Origin of the sequence: Cellvibrio chitinivorans, from assembly GCF_035117775.1 — a bacterium.
In the GTDB taxonomy this organism is placed as follows: Bacteria; Pseudomonadota; Gammaproteobacteria; order Pseudomonadales; family Cellvibrionaceae; genus Cellvibrio; species Cellvibrio chitinivorans.
On the sequence record NZ_JAYKKN010000003.1, the window covers coordinates 191,040 to 209,496 of the forward strand.

Consider the following 18,457-nt stretch of genomic DNA (forward strand, 5'->3'; position numbering starts at 1 on the left):
CTAATTATCGCTTTCTAAAAAGTCGAACTAATCTGAAATCTGATTAATTCGATATTTAAATCTATATTCTGCTGGCGTTATTCCTTCACGCTTTTTAAACAAGGTAAAAAACGTAGAGCGACTGGAAAAACCAACGGATTCATATATATCTTGCACACTGGAATCCACCCACTCCCAACTAACCAATCGCTCTTTTGCTGCAGATAATCGGTAACCATTAATAAATTCAAAATAATTTTTACCGAAACCAGTTTTAATCAGCAGTGATAACTTTCTTACCGGTAAATCAAGCAACTGCGCTAGTCGCTCAATATTTAAATGTGGATTTTCATAGAGTTGATTTAAACGAATTTTTTCATCGACTTGCAGCTTGAGCAATTCAAGGTCATTGGAGATTTGAGTATCCGTTTCAGTAGACGGAACGAAAACATCAAAAGCAGCTGCTTTATTTGCTTCTCTGGCTAGGCGTGGAATTAAAATACTGAAGTAAGCGTAAAAAACCGCGCAGGAAATGATGATACAAAACATCATTTCCCACAGGTTAAAACGCAATTCACTCAGGAAGGCAAACAAACTCATGACACTGATCCAATGGGTTAAAGCTCTTTTTATTGTTATAAGAGCGTTAATTGGACATCCATGAAGCTACAATTATTTTCCATTCACATACACAGGTTTTGAAATTTCTTCTTTAAATTTCTTCAGGATATAAGGGTTAGCCTGAACACGGCTATCTGCCCAATACCCCTGATTGCAATCTTTAGCACCCGCAGTTGAATTGGGAGCGCAATACCACATTCCCTGACTATGCCAATTGGTATTGATATAGGCCACTGCACGAATCACATCGCTGTTTGCGCGAATATAATCAAACCAATCAGCATACCAGCTGTTCCAAATTTCTTCGGCGGCAATTGGCTTGGTTCGGTTGGTAAAAATGCAACCCGTAGTCAACTGTGAATTGCTAAAGCCAACTGGCGCAGCCTCGGCAATCATGACCGGTTTTTTATGATTTCGCGCAAACGCGAGAATACGATCTTGCTGTGAGCGGGGTGTCACCACTGGGGTAAACCATTCTGGACTCAATGCATCACAAGTCCATTGGTAGTCGCGATAGCTATCACCATAAAAAGTTGAGAGCGAAACCCAATCCACCACGTCATTACCCGGATAAAACTTTTCCAAGTGATTTGCATCGGTTGCTTGATAGATTCCTTGATTGCGCGGCCAAGCGGCAGATTGCCAAACTGTGGCGATGTTAACCGCATTCAATTCATTAATACGCGCTTTGATAAAACGATAGGCCGCTTTGTAGCTTTCGGGTTCATAACAATTCCAGGGACCATCAAATTCATAGCCAATGCGCAAGAAAACATCGCGCTCAGATTCTTTTAAAAACACCAATAATTTATCGACTTGCGCGCGGTAATCTTCCACATCCTTTTCAGTAACACCCTCACCCAACACACCAGCGATGGCGCGTGTAGGAATTTGTTTGCAGCCTGCATGGCCATCGGTAATATCCAAACCAACTGCCAAGGCTGCATCCGGAAATTCTTTCAGCGATTTGGAAAAATTAATCATACCCGCGCCGTAGTCAGTATCTTTAGTAATACCGGCAAGACTGCCCTGCTTCGCGCTGTTGGAAATTTTGGTATAAAGGGTAATGCCTGCAGGCTTTGGCAAAGATACATCTTTCTCCAACGCCTCTTTACGATACTCAGTTAGAGTTTCGCTATCCTGCCCCATAAACAGTGCAATTTTATTGTCTGCAGGTAAATTGCGTGCACTGGCAAATTCAACCGCAGCGCTATTAGTCACTGACGATGTGGTCGCTGTATTATTTTCATTGGTTGCCGTCGAACAAGCAGTGATTAAAGAAACACCGCAGGCCAGTATGCAAAACCATTCCCATGAATATAAGGACTTTTGTTTTCGTTTCATTCACCCTACTCCGATACCTGATGATACTTATTCTGTTGTTTATTTTTCTGTTCCAGTGATTGCTCATCACTGGACGGGCTAAATTCACGATAGTGAAACCAATCAAAATCGGCATGCAATTTCATTCCACTTAAATCCTGACAGCAGATACCGACAAAGGCACCAGTAAAGGCCGGGCGATAGCGTTCACTCATCTCGCGCACATGATCATCGGAGAGAATGCTGCCATCCAATACAGGACCAATTTTTTTCCATCCCTCCGGCGCCCAATTGCTAGTGGGATCTGTTTCAGCGTAATAAAACTGCACTTCGCTCTGGTGCCATTCTACTTTTAATAAAATCTCACCTTGGTCAGGCAAAATAATTGGGGCGCGCAATGGTTCAGTGGTAACAAAGTTATCGCAATTTACTAAATGCAATTCGCGCTTGAAGGTCAATTCGTTGTAAGAAATATACAAATACAGGTAATGACCAGTGTTGTAGTAGCACACCAAGCCTGCTAATTGCTGGAAATTCGTCGGCGAAAAATCTATTTTACAACTGGCTTCAATATCAAATGCCTGCACCCGCCGTGCAATCAAACTTTGATCGCGTGTAGAGCTGAGCGACTCGCGCCCTTTCAAGCGAACGAATCCTTCGCGCTCACTCAAACTTAACCAATTTTCACTCACTGGCACACGCAAACTTTGCCAGTAAGATTCCAATACCTTTTCAGAAAAGCTATCCAGTTCGGCAGTCGGTTTAAAAGGTGCGTCCTTTAAATTTGCTGCAGGCACTTGCAGGCGCGTGGTTTTTTGATTGGTGACTGGATACAACCAATCGTCATCGCGCCATTCCATTTGTTCGATTACTGTTTCACGCCCCAGCGTGCAGCGGCCGCGCGGTGTTAATGGCCGCCCCGCCAAATACACGGCGTACCATTGTGCGTGCTGTGTACATACCAAATCGGCATGCCCGGTTTTTTGTAGTGGTGCATCGGGATAATCCCGTGCAGACATAATCGGGTTATGCGGATGCAATTCGTAAGGTCCGGTAATCTCACGCGAACGCGCCATAGTCACTGCATGGCCATATTCCGTTCCACCTTCAGCAGTAATCAGGTAATACCAGCCATTGCGTTGATAAATATGTGGGCCTTCTGTAAGACCCAATTCAGAGCCAGCAAAGATATGAAACACTTTGCCAACAAGCTTTTGTTGCTGCGGGCAATATTCTTGCAACTGGATTCCACCGAAAAATTTTCCGGCGCGATGATCCAGCATCATATTGGTGAGCCATTTTTTGCCGTTGCTATCATGAAAGAGCGACGCATCGAATCCACGCGACATTAAAAAAATGGGTTCTGACCAAGGGCCATGAATAGAAGGCGCGGTGACTAAATAATTAGGTGTATCTTTCCAAACACCATCAAACGATCCGACGTTACTGTACACCAAATAAAATAGGCCATCGCAATAACTTAAACAGGGTGCCCATACTCCGCAGGAATCGGGCGCGCCGCGCATGTCTAATTGCGATGGGCGATCCAATACTTGCCCGAGTAATTGCCAATGCTTTAAATCGCGCGAGTGATGAATTTGCACACCGGGAAACCACTCAAAGGTTGAGGTGGCGATGTAATAATCATCGCCCACGCGGACAATACTGGGATCGGGATTAAACCCGCGCAGAATTGGATTTTGAATCATTCCATTCATACAACAACCTTTAAAATCAATTTAGAAATCACTTTAGCAATCGCTTTATAAATCAATGCCCACGAACCAAACTGGACTCCAATTGCTCCAGTGTTTTACCTTTGGTTTCGGGGATAAAACGAACCACCAACATCAAGCACAGCAGCATGGCAATGGCATACAGCAAATAAGTCACAGCCGAACCGAATACATCCAACTGCCAGGGAAATAAACTGGCCACGGTAAAACTGGTAGTCGCGTTTAATACACCCGCCGTAGAAATACCAATCGCACGCAAATGGTTAGGGAAAATTTCCGCCAACATAGTCCAGGTCACTGGCCCCAGCGAGATAGAAAAGCCCGCAATAAAACCTAACAAGCCGATTAACACCGCCATAGAGTTAATACTGATAGCAGACTTGAGCAACAGCGATTGATAGCCACTAAAGTCCTGATTAATCGCTGAACTTAATTGCTCAGGTGTTTGTGCATCGCGATAGGCCAACTGTGAGGAATTGTTTAATTCAGCTTGAGCAGCATTAACCAGCGCTAATTTAATCGCGGCAAAAAACTCGACTTCGCTGGTGTAGTTTTTACCGGCAACCGCACGCAAGACGTGGCTGAGCAACTCCAACTTCTGCTGATTACTGCGGATGTCATCGTTAGTTAATGGCAAAGAATGCAGCAGTGTATCGCCTTGGAAAAACAGCGCCTGGTCTGCCTCTATCACTAGGCGATCTTGCTGATAGCTGTCGGGGTTTTGATTTGCAGCAATGGCTAACAACTGTTGTTTAAATAACTCACTTTGAATATTGGCAATTTGATCCACTGGCATTTGGTAGCGCGCCTGAAAAAATGAATAACTCGCCAAACCTAATGACAGCGCCATAATGGCTGTACCCATAATCAATAACAGTTTGCGCCCAAGCTTATCGATCAACACCATTGCAATCAGCGTGGTAATTACAAACACCGCGCCCAAAATAATGGTTTGCAAAAATGCGCTGTCGCGCCCTACTCCCGAGGTTTCAAATACCATAGGTGCGTAATACAAAACCGAATTAATACCGGACAATTGCTGAAATGCCGCCAATGCAAAGGCGATCAGTAAAATACGACGCATGGGTTTGGAAAATAATTGCGCTAGCTCAGCGCGTATAGATTTGCGCACAGCTTGAGTGGCGCTGGCATCCTGCTGCAAGTTGTGTTTGATACTGGCAATTTCACTGACCGCCACCACTGTGCCACGCAGACGAGTCAGCACCGCTAATGCCTCTTGCTCACGACCGCGCACCATTAACCAGCGCGGACTTTCAGGGATGACAATCAGCAATAACAAATAGGCAGCCGCAGGGAAAAAACCCACACCCAACATCCAGCGCCAATTCAATTCCGGGTTTTGCACCCACTGCAAAATAAAATAATTGGAAAAATAGGCAGCAAAAATCCCCAGTACGATATTGAGTTGGTTGATAGACACCAATCGGCCACGCTGTTCTGCTGGAGCTATCTCAGCGATATACACAGGCGCAATTAAAATCGCGATGCCCACGCCAATGCCTGCAATAATTTTTGCGAAAATAAAAATCGCTATGTGATGTGCAAATGCAGTGCCCAATGCGGCTATCGCAAAAAGTACACCGGTGATCACCAAGGCGCGCTTGCGGCCTAACAAATCACCCAAATAGCCAGCGATAAAATTGCCAAAAATGCTACCGAGAATGATTGCACCAGAAGAAAAGCCGAGCAGAAATGCATCGTCATAAATTTCAAGCGACACGCGATAGAATGGAATAGCGCCGGAGTTCACCGTGCCATCAAAACCCAGTAAAAATCCGCCCAACGCGACAATCAGCGCAAGCAGAACGGGATACCAGGAACTGGTTGGTGATTGCTGTACCCTAGGGTTCAATTGACCCGACATAATTACCTCGACTGTCTTCTTATTGGATTGTTATTACTTTATAGGCCGCAACACTTCAGGCCACTTAAGATTGACAAATTGCATTATTGGATTTAATGTTAACGTTAACGTGATCGAAAAACAAGTTACCAGATAAAGATTTGATGAAAGTTCAATAGCTGGAGGATGAAGTAATCTCACGTGCACCAGCAAAATTATGCCAATCAGGATGAGACATTGAGTCTCAACGCTTTGCGGGCCCACGTGGCCCGCTTTTTTTATCGCAAATTAATTAATAAGATATTAATGCAATGCAAAATGCGCATTAAACGAAATCTAGAGCCAAAAAAATCAAACGCAGTAATGTTCCAGATATTCCTGATGGCCAGATAATGTCGCCAAAGTGAATTCAATATTTTTACTGATTTGCTGTAAAAACATCTGCACTTCCACTTTGCTCATAGTATCGACCAAGGGGTGATGATGCTCTGGCATCAATCCTTGACCAATCATCACCTGCTGCCATGAATCATCAAATAATTCATTACCATTGCGAAATACACGACCAGTGTCCTTAAATAATTGGATACGGTGACCTAGGGATTCAGGTACAGGCATAGTGCGGCAATAATTCCAAAAATCTGTGTCATCACGCTCCGTCACGTGATAGTGCAAAATTATAAAATCGCGAATGTGGTTAATATCAAACTCTGCCTGCTGATTGAACTCATCAATATCGCTCTGCACAACACCACCAGCGGGAAACATCCGTAGAAATCGAATAATATTTTGTTGGATCAAATGGATACTTGTTGATTCAAGCGGCTCTAAAAATCCACCAGATAAACCAATCGCAAGACAATTTTTATTCCACTGCTGCAAGCGTCGTCCCGGGCAGAATTTAATCACGCGCGGCTGACTCAAAGGGTGGGTTTCAATATTGTCCAATAACAATTTCATTGCTGCCTCATCATCAAGATATTTGCTGCAATAGACCAAACCATTGCCCACACGATGACGCAGGGGGATTCGCCACTGCCAACCGGCACCATGGGCGATAGAACGTGTATAGGGAACAGGGGCGCCTGTTGATTCGGTTTGCACAGCAATGGCACTGTCGCACGGCAACCAATGCGACCAATCCTCATAGCCTGTTTTCAATGCTTTTTCGATGAGCAGAGCCCGGAACCCAGTACAATCGATAAAAAAATCAGCAGTAAGGCACGCTCCCGACTCTAGCCTAATGGATTCAATAAAACCGTCAGACTCTCTTACAACAGCCTTTTCTATTTTCCCTTCCATCCGTTTAACACCAAATGACTCGCTGAATTTGCGAAGATATTTAGCATAAGCAGTTGCATCCAAATGAAATGCGTAGTTCAAGCCATTGTTAGGCAAATGCGAGAACAAATTTTCTTCGGCCGCACGCCGCTCAAGGCAGTAATGCCCAAACTCATCAGCTATTCCCAACTCGCGCCCACGCATCCAAAAATGTTGGAAGCCTGCAGCCCAACAATCTTTTCCGGTAACGCCGAACGCATGCAAATAACGATGGTTTTGCTGGCGCCAGTTTTCAAATTGAATACCCAATTTAAAAGTGGCATTGGTTTCGCGCATAAATTCACGCTCATTAATCTCTAATAGCTTATGAAAAAATGCCATTGTAGGTATGGTGGCCTCACCTACTCCCACAGTGCCAATTTCATCGGACTCAATTAGTGTGATATCAATAGCCTTGCCTAATAATTTTCCCAATGCTGCTGCCGTCATCCACCCGGCGGTACCACCACCAGCAATAATTATTTTTTCAATTTTTTTCATATCGCACCTTTTTATTTAAGGGTTTATTGGCGATCTTTCAAACAAAAACGGCCACACTAAGGTGGCCGCTCCCTGACGATACAGTTACAACGAATTAAAACTTGTAGCGAGCCCCCAGATTAAAACGCGCCCCTGTTTGCACTGCAGAGATCACCATATTTTCATGGCGGCCATGCGCGCGCGTGGTTTCGTCGGTGATATTAATACCCTCGGCGAACACACTCAGGTTGTCATTTATGTCATAACTGAGGTTGATATCAAATTGGCCGTAAGCTTCAACATAAATTGGATTTCGCTCGCCGTTGCCATCGAAAGTTGAGTTAAGGAAATCATCGCGCCAGTTGTACGCAATACGCACCTGGAATCCATCTTTTTCATAGAAACCAACCAGGTTGGCTGAATCACTCAAGCCCAGCAGCGCGAATTGGTTTACAACTCCCTCCCCTTTATTGGTGTTGTAGTTGTCATAACTAATATCGCCATCCACTGTGGTCATGTTAAACATGCCGCCGAACCCACTATCACCAAACAAATGCTGAACAGCAAATTCAAAGCCATCAATTGCTGCTTCTTTTTGATTGAAAGGCGCAATGATAGTGAACTCTGTATCTGGATCACCCAAGCTCGAATCACCCACGATAGGCGCGCCGCCACTTTGCTGAAGCAAATAATTCAACACAGTGTTTGCATCGGTGGAGCCTGTGGCCTGTACCGCTGCGTCATATCTATCACCCTGTGCTGGATGCGCAAGATTGAAAATAGTCGATTGATAACTATCGTTACCAATAAAATTTTCCACGTCTTTGCGGTAGTAGCCCAGAGAAATGTAACTACCTTCTGCGTAATACCATTCAGCAGAAAGATCAAAGTTGGTTGACTCAAAGGGATTCAAATCTGGATTGCCGGAATTCCCGGTACCACCATTAAAACGAACCGGCTGGTTAATAGTAACTCCACCTTGAATATCGCTATAGCTTGGTCGCGCAATAGTAACGCTATAGGAAGCGCGAGCGATCACATCCTCCATCAGCTCGATATCAAAATCGACATTGGGTAACCAATTGTCATAATCGCCCAGCAATTCAGTGAAAGTCGAACCATCCGCAATTGGAGTAAACTCATTCGCCGATGCCCATACCAGTGATGTGTAATTTGGCACTAATGCCTTTGAGGTTATTTCTGTATCCTCATAGCGAACACCTACACCTAAATTTACCGGCATAGTGCCCCAATCCCAACCGAGATTGGTCTGTACATATGCAGCACTTTGCTCTTCCAATACACGACGGTCGGTGGAGAATTCCGGGTTGGAACAGAGTTTTGGTTGCGCACCACAGTAATAAAACTGCGCAGAGGTATCGTTGTATTTTAGCGATGCCGCAGCGATGGCATTACTGAAGCCATGGAAATCAACAGCGTAATAATAGGGTTCCAAATTGGGATTATTGGAACCGGAAATATTGTCAAATTCGCTTGCAAGATTTTTGCGAGTAAATAGATCATCGGCAAAATCTTCTGCAACACCATAACCACCCCAAGTATCGCGCTGGGCATTGGAAAATGCAGAGCGATTGCGGTTATCCGTTAGCGAAACACCTGCCTCAATGCTTTTTAACAAACTGTTATCGAATTCGTATTTAGCATCGAGTTTGGTTTGTTCAATTTCCGACAGCATATAACTGTTGCGAAAACTGGTACCGGACGATTGAAACTTGCTGGCATCGAGCCCCTGACCATCCAGATAGGTAATATCCATCACCGGAAAATCATTGGAGTAATCAACACTGGTAGATGCACGGTTGTAATGCACCGCAGTTACAACGTTGTTAGTGCCGCGCCAATCTTTTGCACCAGCTTCAGCATCGGAGTTGTGGTAGTCCACGACCAAGGTGAATTGATCCGTTGGCTCCCATTGCACATTCACACCAACAGAATTACCTTCATTGATTGTGCCCCAGTTGCCGACCCCCATACCTATATCTGCCTGACTGCCATCGGCATATATAATTGGAGCGACTACCGAGCCGGATTGATTAGTACCCTCAGTGTATTTACCACTGGTGGGCACACCGTTAAACCACGCCGAAATTTCCTGGCGCTGCTGCTCAACATCTTGTTCATAGTAGGTGTAATCCGCGGTTGCGGTGATCGTCTCAGTCGGAGCCCACTGCAGAGTTAACTGACCATTAGTGCGTTTGCGCTGCACATCATTGATGCTGTAAAGCAAATTACGCGGCACAGAATACACATCATTTTCTTGCGGGCGATTTTCAAAACTGCCATCGGTTGGCAAAGATCCCCAATCCCCGGTAGTACCCTTAATGGTGTACCAGCCGCTACTGGTTTCAGCAGCATTGTAGCCACTATCACGCTCTTGATAACTGCCCGCCAGCGCAACACCAAAAACACCATCGGCAAAAGTTGTGCTCAAAATACCTGAGAGTTCCGGTGTGACATCTGAGCCAGTGCGATTAGATTGATCGCTCACCGCCTTCACACCAATCGATGCAGTTGTCTCACCAATTTCCAGCGGGCGCGCAGTTTTAATATTAATTAATGCCCCGATTCCGCCGGTGGATAAATTTGCGCGGCCCGTTTTATGGATATCCACACCCGCAACACTTTCTGCAGCGAGGTTATCAAACAGAAATGAGCGTGAATTGGATGCAGTTGTCGCTTCCAAACTCGCTGCCGGCATTTGGCGACCATTCAAGGTAATGATGTTGTAGTCGGAACCAAACCCGCGCACAGTCACACGGCTGCCTTCACCGTTGTTTCGGTCAATCGATACGCCAGTAATACGCTGTAAGGATTCTGCGAGGTTAGTGTCAGGCATTTTGCCGATATCTTCTGCAGTAATGGCATCGACAACGCCCGCACTACTGCGTTTTACATCCATTGACTGGACAAGCGAACCGCGAATACCAGTGACAATGACTTCTTCGACCTGTTCGTCGTCCTGCGCCATTACCAGATTGCCGGACATTCCACCCACGAGAGTTGCGATAGTAGAGCAGAGAATTCTGCGCTTCATGGTGAGGTGTTTCATTATGTTATTCCCCTGATTTTGTTATCTGCTTAAACGACAACAACATGCCCTATCCAAACTGCCTGCAATAAATGCAGGCGACAACAAGAGAAAAAGAGCAATATGTTTCGATCACGTTAACGTTAACATTTGGTTTTGGAATTTGCAATTAACTAAATATCCATAAGAGCTAACAGATCTATAACTAAACGATGAGATGAGTGGGCTATTACTGCCGTTTCATGGTTACAAGCCGCAAGAAACCAGCGGGGTTTATGTCAGATTTGTGTCATTTTTATGTCATATCTTGTCACTAACATGCAGTTTTGTGTGTCAGTGGAATCCCTCGTTTTATGCTTAATCATCACCCGACCAAGTTGCTGTATCTATTACTCTGCGCCCTGCCTTTGTGCATTGCAGTGAGTATCAGTTATGGCTTGAGCCACCAGCAGTTGGCGCCGGCGCTGGCGAGTGATTATTCCAACTACCAATGCACAACGGGCGCTAATCGCCCTGAGACTTTTCGGATTTTGACGCTCACGGTGATGGATTCAGTGGAGCTGGCGAACCGGTTGTGTGCAGCACCCACAATGCAAACTCACTACGGGCAGGTGGAGATTGTGTGGCATACGCGCGGCTTTATTACAGCGCGCGATATTGTCGAACAGAATTACGATCTATTCCTCAATCGCCCTTATTTAGTCGCTGGTCTGGTGCCAGATTACGAGCGCTACTACCGCCCGATTATCACCTCCGCGCCCTACAGCGTTTATTGGCTTTCGCGCATCAGCAAACCCGAGCTGACCCCCGCCTACTTTGCCGACAAGCGTGTAGGTTTATTGGATGATTTTTACAGCCAGAGCTTTTTTCTGTTGCCATCCGGCTCTTTGCGCAGCGCCAATATTCACTTGAACGATGCGCAGAAAGTGCTGTTTCACGATTTGAACTCGCTCTACAGCGCCTTTGAGGCGGGGGAAGTGGATTTGATTACTTCGCCGGATATCGGCTCCTTTGGCAACAGAATCGACCCACTTTATAACCTCGCGATTGAAGAACAGGCGCCGCCGATTTCCTGGTTTATCCGCCGCGATGCAGGTTCCAGCCAGCTTCACTGCACAGTGCAAAACATCATCTCCAACACCATCAATTGGATGCGCGACGCCAAGTCGAACATCACGCAGGAGTGTTTGTGATGCCCCGCTTTCTATCGATTCGCCCACTGCAAGGCGGTTTGCTGCTCCTTCTATTTATCGCTTTGTCGCTAGGCGCTTATTTGCACGCGAGCTACCGTTTTACCGAGCAGTTGCGCGCCTATATTCAGGAAAATGTGATCGAACAGGCTGATAAAGCCGAGCTGTACAGCTTTAACGATGCCACTACCCAAAGTTATTTGGTGCAGGAGATTACCCGCAATCTGGCCTCGCTTTGCGCGCCCGGCTTTTTTCAGGTGCTAAATGATTGTTCGGCGCAGGTGATGAGCTTCAAAGACCTTCGCTACAGCGATGGCGCAGGCAGTCGATTCACACTGGATTTTCATCAGCCACCGGAATCCAAGCCACCTTTGCTGCAAGTGGCAGTTTTTTATCGCATCAACTGGTTTTATCTGCTCGGCACCCAGGCATTGCTGACCTTGTTGGTTGGACTGGCGCTGGCACTGCTGCCCAAACCCATCACTCCCGCACAGGCCATGTGCATCCAAACGCTCAGGGGATATGGGGCAGATGAAAAACAGGCAGTGCAATTGGCGGCCGACCCTCGTATACAAACGATGAGCGACGCTCAACTCCCTTGGCTGCTTAAAGGATTAGAGCTTCACCCCCAAGCCTTGGATAAGGCGCTACTTATCGCCGAAAGCCCCGCCCTGCTTGAGTTTATGCCCTCGACCAAATCCATTCGCCTGCACGGGCTTGAACTCACCCTCGCGGATACGCCCTTCTTCTATTTCTACTGGTATGCACTTTTGCGCCTGAGTTCGGATGAAGGTTGGTACACAAATCCGGCCCAGACGCGGCCCGACCTCAATAACAGTCACAGTCTGCATGCACTGTTTGAGAAATACGGCGGCCACGCCAAGGCGGCCAGTGAACTGCAAGAGAAGGGTTTGCGCGCCAAAACCCTCGACCAAAACCGCAGCAAAATTAAAGATGAGCTGGTGCGCCACATCGGCGAAGAACTGGCGCAACCCTATTTATTTGATGTGCAGCGCGATCTGCGCACCGCGCGTTTTAACTATCGCATTTCACTTGCGCCGGAATTCATCAAAATCGTGCCGGACGATTTGAAATTACTGCGCGATCAAGCTCAATCAACCTCTCCAAATGAGTTGGTGAATGATTAAATTTCACCTAAGCAACAACAATAACTAGCTGATTTTTATGGATTTTATTTTTAGAGACATCTCTAAAAGCCACTTGAATATCTCTGCAACAAAACCGTCACGCACTCCCCCAATACTCCGCTACCGAGTCGCCCAAGTGATCTTTTCAAGCTGGGCAAAACCGCCCCCTATTGAGGGCAATTTCACCTTAGTGACCACCGGAAAAACAGAATCATGAAATCCTTGCAGCACACTAAAAAGTCGCACACTCAATTAGCTCTGGCGATTGCTCTGGCATCCACATCAGGCATGTCATTGGCGCAGGCACAAAACCCCGGTTCAGACGTTCATTTGTTGGAAGAGGTGATCGTCAGTGGTTCGCCCATCCGCGACAGCCAACAAGCCGCGCTGGATGCAAAACGCAATGCGAGCAACGCGGTTGATATGGTCGCCGCCGACACTATTGGCCGCTTCCCCGACCAAAACCTCGCCGACTCGTTAGGCCGTGTACCCGGCTTGGCGATTGAGCGCGACCAAGGCCAAGCGCGTTACATCAACTTCCGTGGCGCACCTTTCCGCTACACCTCTATCGCGTTTGATGGCATTGATGTTCCCGGCGCCGAAAACGGCCGTGTACCCCGTTTTGACAGTTTCCCATCGGTAATTACCAGCAGCATCGAAGCCAACAAAGCGGTTCTGCCGAGCATGCCGGGCGAGTCGGTTGCGGGCTATGTGAACATCAATACTTTTAGCCCCTTCAGTAAAGAAGGCTTTGGTATTTCTGCTGACCTAGGCACTGGCGAGCAGGATTTGGGCGGTGGCGATGTATCCAAACTCGGTTTGCGCACCTCATGGTCTAACGAGAACTTTGGCGTTCTGTTATTTGGCTCCGACAACAGCCGCGAACAGGTTACTGATAACCGCGAATACAGCATGGAGCGCGATGAAGCGACCGACGAGCTGATCATCGAAAGCACTGATTTCCGCAGCTACAAGGTCAAACGTGAAGACCACGCCTACGGCGGCCGCTTGGAATATCGCGGCGATGGCGCGCTGCAAAAAGTGTTTTTGTCCAACCTCTATAGCGAATTCGTGGATGACGAAGAGCGCAACCAGTACGTGTTCACCTTAGACGCAGCCAATGGCGGCGCGCGTGGTGTTACGGGTAGCAATGTGGCGGTAGGTGTATCGCGCATGCTGCAATACGGCGAATACAGCAACTCGACCAACACCAGCACTTTAGGTGCCGATTTCGCACTGGGCGAGTGGGAGCTGGGAAGCCGCCTGACTTACACCGAAACCACTTTTGAAATGGATTTGCCGATTGCACAAAGCGTCGCCGGCCGCGCCACTGCCAGTTACGACTACTCGGATATTGAAGACCCGCTGCTGTATTTGAATAGCCCACTGTCTGACATCGCCTACTACATGACGCTCGGCATTCACTACGTGCAAAACCTCGATGTCGACAGCACCAAATTCAAACTGGATGCCGACCGCGATTTCACCTGGTTCGATCAAAACGCCAAGCTGGAATTGGGCATGCAACTTGATCAGCGCCAAGGCGATGGTTTTGTCGCTATGCCAGTGCTCGACTACACCTTCCCGGTTAGCAACATCAACAGTTACGACACCGGCAAACCTTGGGCGAGCAACACCACCAACAGTATTGGCGGCACCTATTTCGACAACAAAGGCTTGTACGAGGCATGGGAGGCAACCGGCGAACTGGAAATTGGCGAAATCCCGGATGCCAACCTGATTGTGATCGATGAAGACATAGTAGCTGCCTATGCGATGGCAACCACCGACTACGACTGGGGTAACTTTGTTATTGGTGCGCGCGTTGAGCAAACCGACTACACCAGCGAAGGCACCATCGATGATGCGCCTGTCTCGGTAAACGACAGCTTCACCAATGTGCTGCCCAGCGCACACCTCAACATCAACCTCGCTGAAGATGTGAAATTCCGCGTCTCGGCCACCACCGGTATGAGCCGCCCGACCTACAGCGAATGGCGCGCCGCTGCCAGTGTGGATGTCGCCAACAAAACTGCCAGCGGTGGCAACCCTTACCTGAAAGCGGAAGAAACCACGGGTTTTGATACCTCGCTGGAGTGGTACTTTGCCGATGCGAGCCTGTTGTCGGCCAACGCCTTCTATCGCGCAATCGACAACGTGATTTACGCCGACAGCGAAATCGTAGACGGTGGTAAATATCTGCCATCCGCCGCAGGCGAAGAGTGGGAATACACAGGTAGCGTCAACGGCAGCGATGGCAAACTCAGCGGCGTGGAATTGAACTTTATCGGCCAAGCCGTTGATCTCACCGAAGCGCTCACCGGCTTTGGCATCAGCCTCAACGCCGCCTTCCTGAGCAGCGAATTCAAAGGTATCGATGGCACCACTTACGACCTGCCCGGAACATCAGATTCGGTCTACAACGCCTCGGTTTTCTATGAAAACTTTGGCCTGTCGGCGCGTCTGAACTACCAATACCGCGACCAATGGGTATCGCCACTGGAAAGCCCGGATGAAGTCTGGGGCGAGCAAACCCGTGTGGATTTCAGCATCAATTATGAACTGCCAGTGAAGCTGAGCGATGCCGCCATTTCGGTTTACGCCAACGCCAACAACCTGACCGACGAGACCGATGTGCGCTACGCCGCCAATGGTTTGATCAACCAGTCAGAGAGTTATGGCCGCTCTTTCCTGATGGGCGTGCGCGTTAACTACTAATTCATAGCAAGCAATCATGTCAGGCGATAAATCGCCTGACATTAGCCTCGCTTTGCCCATTTTTTATTAATGCCTTATCTATTTATTAAACAGGAGAATAACTATGCGTTTTTCTATTAAATCCACTCCCCTAAACCCCATTCATTGTGCTGCTGCGGCGGTGCTGTCACTGATGATCGCCCTGCCCGTTTCTGCAGCTGCCACGGCTGAAGCTGCGCCGGTTGCTGCGACTCAAACTGCTGCGCAAACTACTGCGCAATCAACAACTCAAGCAACAACTCAAACAACAACAGCGCTGACTCCGCAACAATTGCTCAGCAGTCCGCTGGATCAAACCTACGAGCGCTTGCTGCCATTGCAAGGCGGCTCCAACTTTCGCGATCTGGGCGGCTACAAAACCGCCGATAACAAAACCGTTAAACGCGGCCTACTGTTCCGCTCGGGTGCTATGTCGAGCTTAACCAGCCGCGACGAGACTTATCTGGCGCGTTTTAATTTCGATACCGTGATGGATTTGCGCTCCACTGACGAACGCGATTTGTACCCGGATTACTGGGCAAAAAATGCCAAGCTTAACTACGAGTTTGTCGATTACAGCATGATGGACATGATGAAAGGCACAGCCGCAGGCAAAGACCCGCGCCAATTCAGAATGGATGATATGTATCGCGGTATGCCACTGCACATGAAGCCGCAACTGGCCATGTATTTCGACAATCTGGTCAAGGGCAATGCGCCCATTGTTGTGCACTGCTCTGCTGGTCAGGATCGCACCGGTATTGCCTCGGCCCTGCTGTTGACCGCGTTGGGTGTACCGCGCGAGCAAATCTACAAAGACTATTTGTTGTCGATGGAATACCGCCGCCCGCTGATCGAAATGGGTGATGTGGATCTGGCCGTCGCCGCCAAAACCAACACCTTCGCCGCCATGATGCTGCAATACAAAGGCAAAATGGATATGACCAAAGGCAACCCCTTGGTGATGCCCGACAACACCCCATTCCTGCAATATGCCTTTGAAGCGATAGATGCCAAATACGGCAGCGTGGAAAACTACCTCGATAAAGAAATCGGCGTGAGTGAGCGCGACATCAAGCGTTTGAAGAAGCTGTATCTCAACTAAAACTTGCTTATGGCCAACACTGACTAGGGTGCGGCCGTAACTGACCCATGTTGTCCCTGGCTGGTGTGTGTACCAGCTACTCTCCTTGGGAGGCTCATTTTTGGGTCTCCCTTTTTTATGTTCACACTTTATATTCACAAAACAGTCGCCCATAAAAAAACCCGGAACAAGTCCGGGTTTTTCGTCGCTAGAGTAACGATTAATTACTCAGCGTATTTTTTAGCTCTCAGCTTGCGAGTTATTAGGCTGCGTAAACAGAGAACTTCTTGCACAGATCAGCAACCTGCGCTTTTACACTGGCGATCACTTCATCGGCATTGCCTGCTTCCAGAGCAGCGAAGATGTCGCAGATCCAGTTGGTCAATTGCACACACTCAGCTTCTTTGAAGCCGCGCGTGGTTACTGCTGGAGTACCTACGCGGATACCAGAAGTCACAAACGGAGAGCGTGGGTCGTTTGGTACAGCGTTTTTGTTCACGGTGATGTGCGCTTTACCCAAAGCTTCGTCAGCATCTTTACCTGAGTAAGATTTGCCGATCAGGTCAACCAGCATCAGGTGGTTTTCAGTACCGCCAGAAACGATGTTGATGCCACGCTCAATGAACGTTTTTGCCATGGCTTTTGCATTTTTTACAACTTGTTGCTGGTAAGCCTTGTACTCAGGGCTCATTGCTTCTTTGAAGCTGATCGCTTTTGCAGCGATTACGTGCATCAAAGGACCACCTTGGCCACCAGGGAATACCGCTGAATTCAGCTTCTTTTCGATCTCTTCGTTGGCTTTCGCCAGAATCAGACCGCCGCGTGGACCGCGCAGGGTTTTGTGGGTAGTTGTGGTAGTTACGTCAGCAATTTGCACTGGGTTAGGGTAAAGACCCGCCGCAACCAAACCAGCAACGTGCGCCATATCCACAAACAGGTAGGCACCTACTTTGTCGGCGATGTCGCGGAAACGCTGCCAATCCACTACTTGTGAGTAAGCCGAGAAGCCAGCAACGATCACTTTTGGCTTGTGCTCTACCGCCAAACGCTCAACTTCGTCGTAGTCGATCAGGCCAGTTGCAGGGTTCAAACCGTACTGGATGGCGTTGTAGTACTTGCCTGATGAGCTCACTTTAGCGCCGTGAGTCAGGTGACCACCGTGTGCCAAGCTCATGCCCAGAATGGTATCGCCCGGTGCGCAAAGTGCAGCGTAAACCGCTTGGTTCGCCTGTGAACCTGCGTGTGGTTGCACGTTGGCGTAATCAGCACCGAACAACTCTTTAGCGCGTTCAATCGCCAGAGATTCGGTTACGTCTACATATTCACAACCACCGTAGTAGCGCTTGCCCGGATAGCCTTCGGCGTACTTGTTGGTCAACTTGGTGCCTTGCGCCGCAATCACCATTGGGCTGGTGTAGTTTTCAGAGGCGATCAGCTCGATGTGCTCTTCCTGACGCTGGCCTTCGTTTTGAATAGACGCCCAAATTTCGGGATCAAAAGAAGCAATAGTTTGGTTTTTATCAAACATAGATAGTTCCTGTGGAAGTTGACCAGCAAGCCAGAAGCGACTGCCGTGTTAATGGGAAGGGGGAAAAATGTAGGCGCGCATTGTACACCAGCCACCCAAAATGCCGCCACGCAAAAAATTCATACAGTGGTGCAAAATTAGATTCATATAAACCGCATATCCTTGTTTCAGGATCTGTCCAGACACCAACCGCGCACCAAAAAAAGGCATAGCAGTCCATAACTCTCAAACAACTGGATATAAGCCGCTGCCATCAATTCACCAAAAACAATTAAGAGCGACAAATTCTGACCGCAAGACGACAGGAGTCACTTTTTTCAGCATTTTCGACCGAACCTCGCCAAATCGGCCTCGCTTTTGCTAAGACAAATACAGGTGTGTGTATTTACTACCCAACGA

11 protein-coding genes are annotated in these 18,457 nt (G+C 47.9%); 4 read left to right on the forward strand and 7 right to left on the reverse strand.

All coding sequences use genetic code 11. From position 1 onward, the window contains the following. Positions 1-27 precede the first annotated feature (27 nt). The 6 genes from SPL68_RS10720 to SPL68_RS10745 form a co-directional block, all read right to left on the reverse strand. Positions 28-579, reverse strand: a complete 552-nt coding sequence (locus SPL68_RS10720) for a helix-turn-helix domain-containing protein (protein WP_323815132.1) — start codon at positions 577-579, stop codon at positions 28-30. A gap of 72 nt (positions 580-651) precedes the next feature. Then, positions 652-1,944: a glycoside hydrolase family 26 protein gene (locus SPL68_RS10725; protein WP_323815133.1), complete on the reverse strand. Its 1,293-nt coding sequence runs from the start codon at positions 1,942-1,944 to the stop codon at positions 652-654. Between the two features lie 5 nt (positions 1,945-1,949). Continuing rightward, on the reverse strand, positions 1,950-3,641 hold the full coding sequence (locus SPL68_RS10730; RefSeq protein WP_323815135.1) for a glycoside hydrolase family 43 protein: 1,692 nt from the start codon (positions 3,639-3,641) through the stop codon (positions 1,950-1,952). Between the two features lie 52 nt (positions 3,642-3,693). Beyond that, the gene (locus tag SPL68_RS10735; protein WP_323815136.1) at positions 3,694-5,544 is read right to left on the reverse strand and encodes a sugar porter family MFS transporter; all 1,851 of its coding nucleotides are present in this window, start codon (positions 5,542-5,544) and stop codon (positions 3,694-3,696) included. Positions 5,545-5,874: 330 nt separating this feature from the next. Then, positions 5,875-7,344: a tryptophan halogenase family protein gene (locus SPL68_RS10740; protein WP_323815137.1), complete on the reverse strand. Its 1,470-nt coding sequence runs from the start codon at positions 7,342-7,344 to the stop codon at positions 5,875-5,877. A 94-nt stretch (positions 7,345-7,438) separates the two neighbouring features. Further along, positions 7,439-10,393, reverse strand: a complete 2,955-nt coding sequence (locus tag SPL68_RS10745) for a TonB-dependent receptor (protein ID WP_323815138.1) — start codon at positions 10,391-10,393, stop codon at positions 7,439-7,441. 332 nt (positions 10,394-10,725) lie between these two features. Here SPL68_RS10745 and SPL68_RS10750 point away from each other — a divergent pair, with 332 nt between their 5' ends. The 4 genes from SPL68_RS10750 (at position 10,726) to SPL68_RS10765 (ending at position 16,551) form a co-directional block, all read left to right on the forward strand. After that, entirely contained in the window at positions 10,726-11,565 is an 840-nt protein-coding gene (locus SPL68_RS10750) for a hypothetical protein (RefSeq protein WP_323815139.1), read from the forward strand. Then, the gene (locus SPL68_RS10755; RefSeq protein ID WP_323815140.1) at positions 11,565-12,710 is read left to right on the forward strand and encodes a hypothetical protein; all 1,146 of its coding nucleotides are present in this window, start codon (positions 11,565-11,567) and stop codon (positions 12,708-12,710) included. The genes SPL68_RS10750 and SPL68_RS10755 overlap by 1 nt, the downstream gene beginning before the upstream one ends. A 213-nt stretch (positions 12,711-12,923) precedes the next feature. Then, positions 12,924-15,428: a TonB-dependent receptor gene (locus SPL68_RS10760; RefSeq protein WP_323815141.1), complete on the forward strand. Its 2,505-nt coding sequence runs from the start codon at positions 12,924-12,926 to the stop codon at positions 15,426-15,428. Between the two features lie 103 nt (positions 15,429-15,531). Beyond that, a complete protein-coding gene (locus tag SPL68_RS10765; protein WP_323815142.1) occupies positions 15,532-16,551 on the forward strand; it encodes a tyrosine-protein phosphatase in 1,020 nt (339 codons plus the stop codon). 241 nt (positions 16,552-16,792) lie between these two features. Here SPL68_RS10765 and glyA read toward each other — a convergent pair whose 3' ends face one another. After that, positions 16,793-18,058, reverse strand: a complete 1,266-nt coding sequence (gene glyA / locus SPL68_RS10770) for a serine hydroxymethyltransferase (protein WP_323815143.1) — start codon at positions 18,056-18,058, stop codon at positions 16,793-16,795. Between the last annotated feature and the right edge of the window lie 399 nt (positions 18,059-18,457).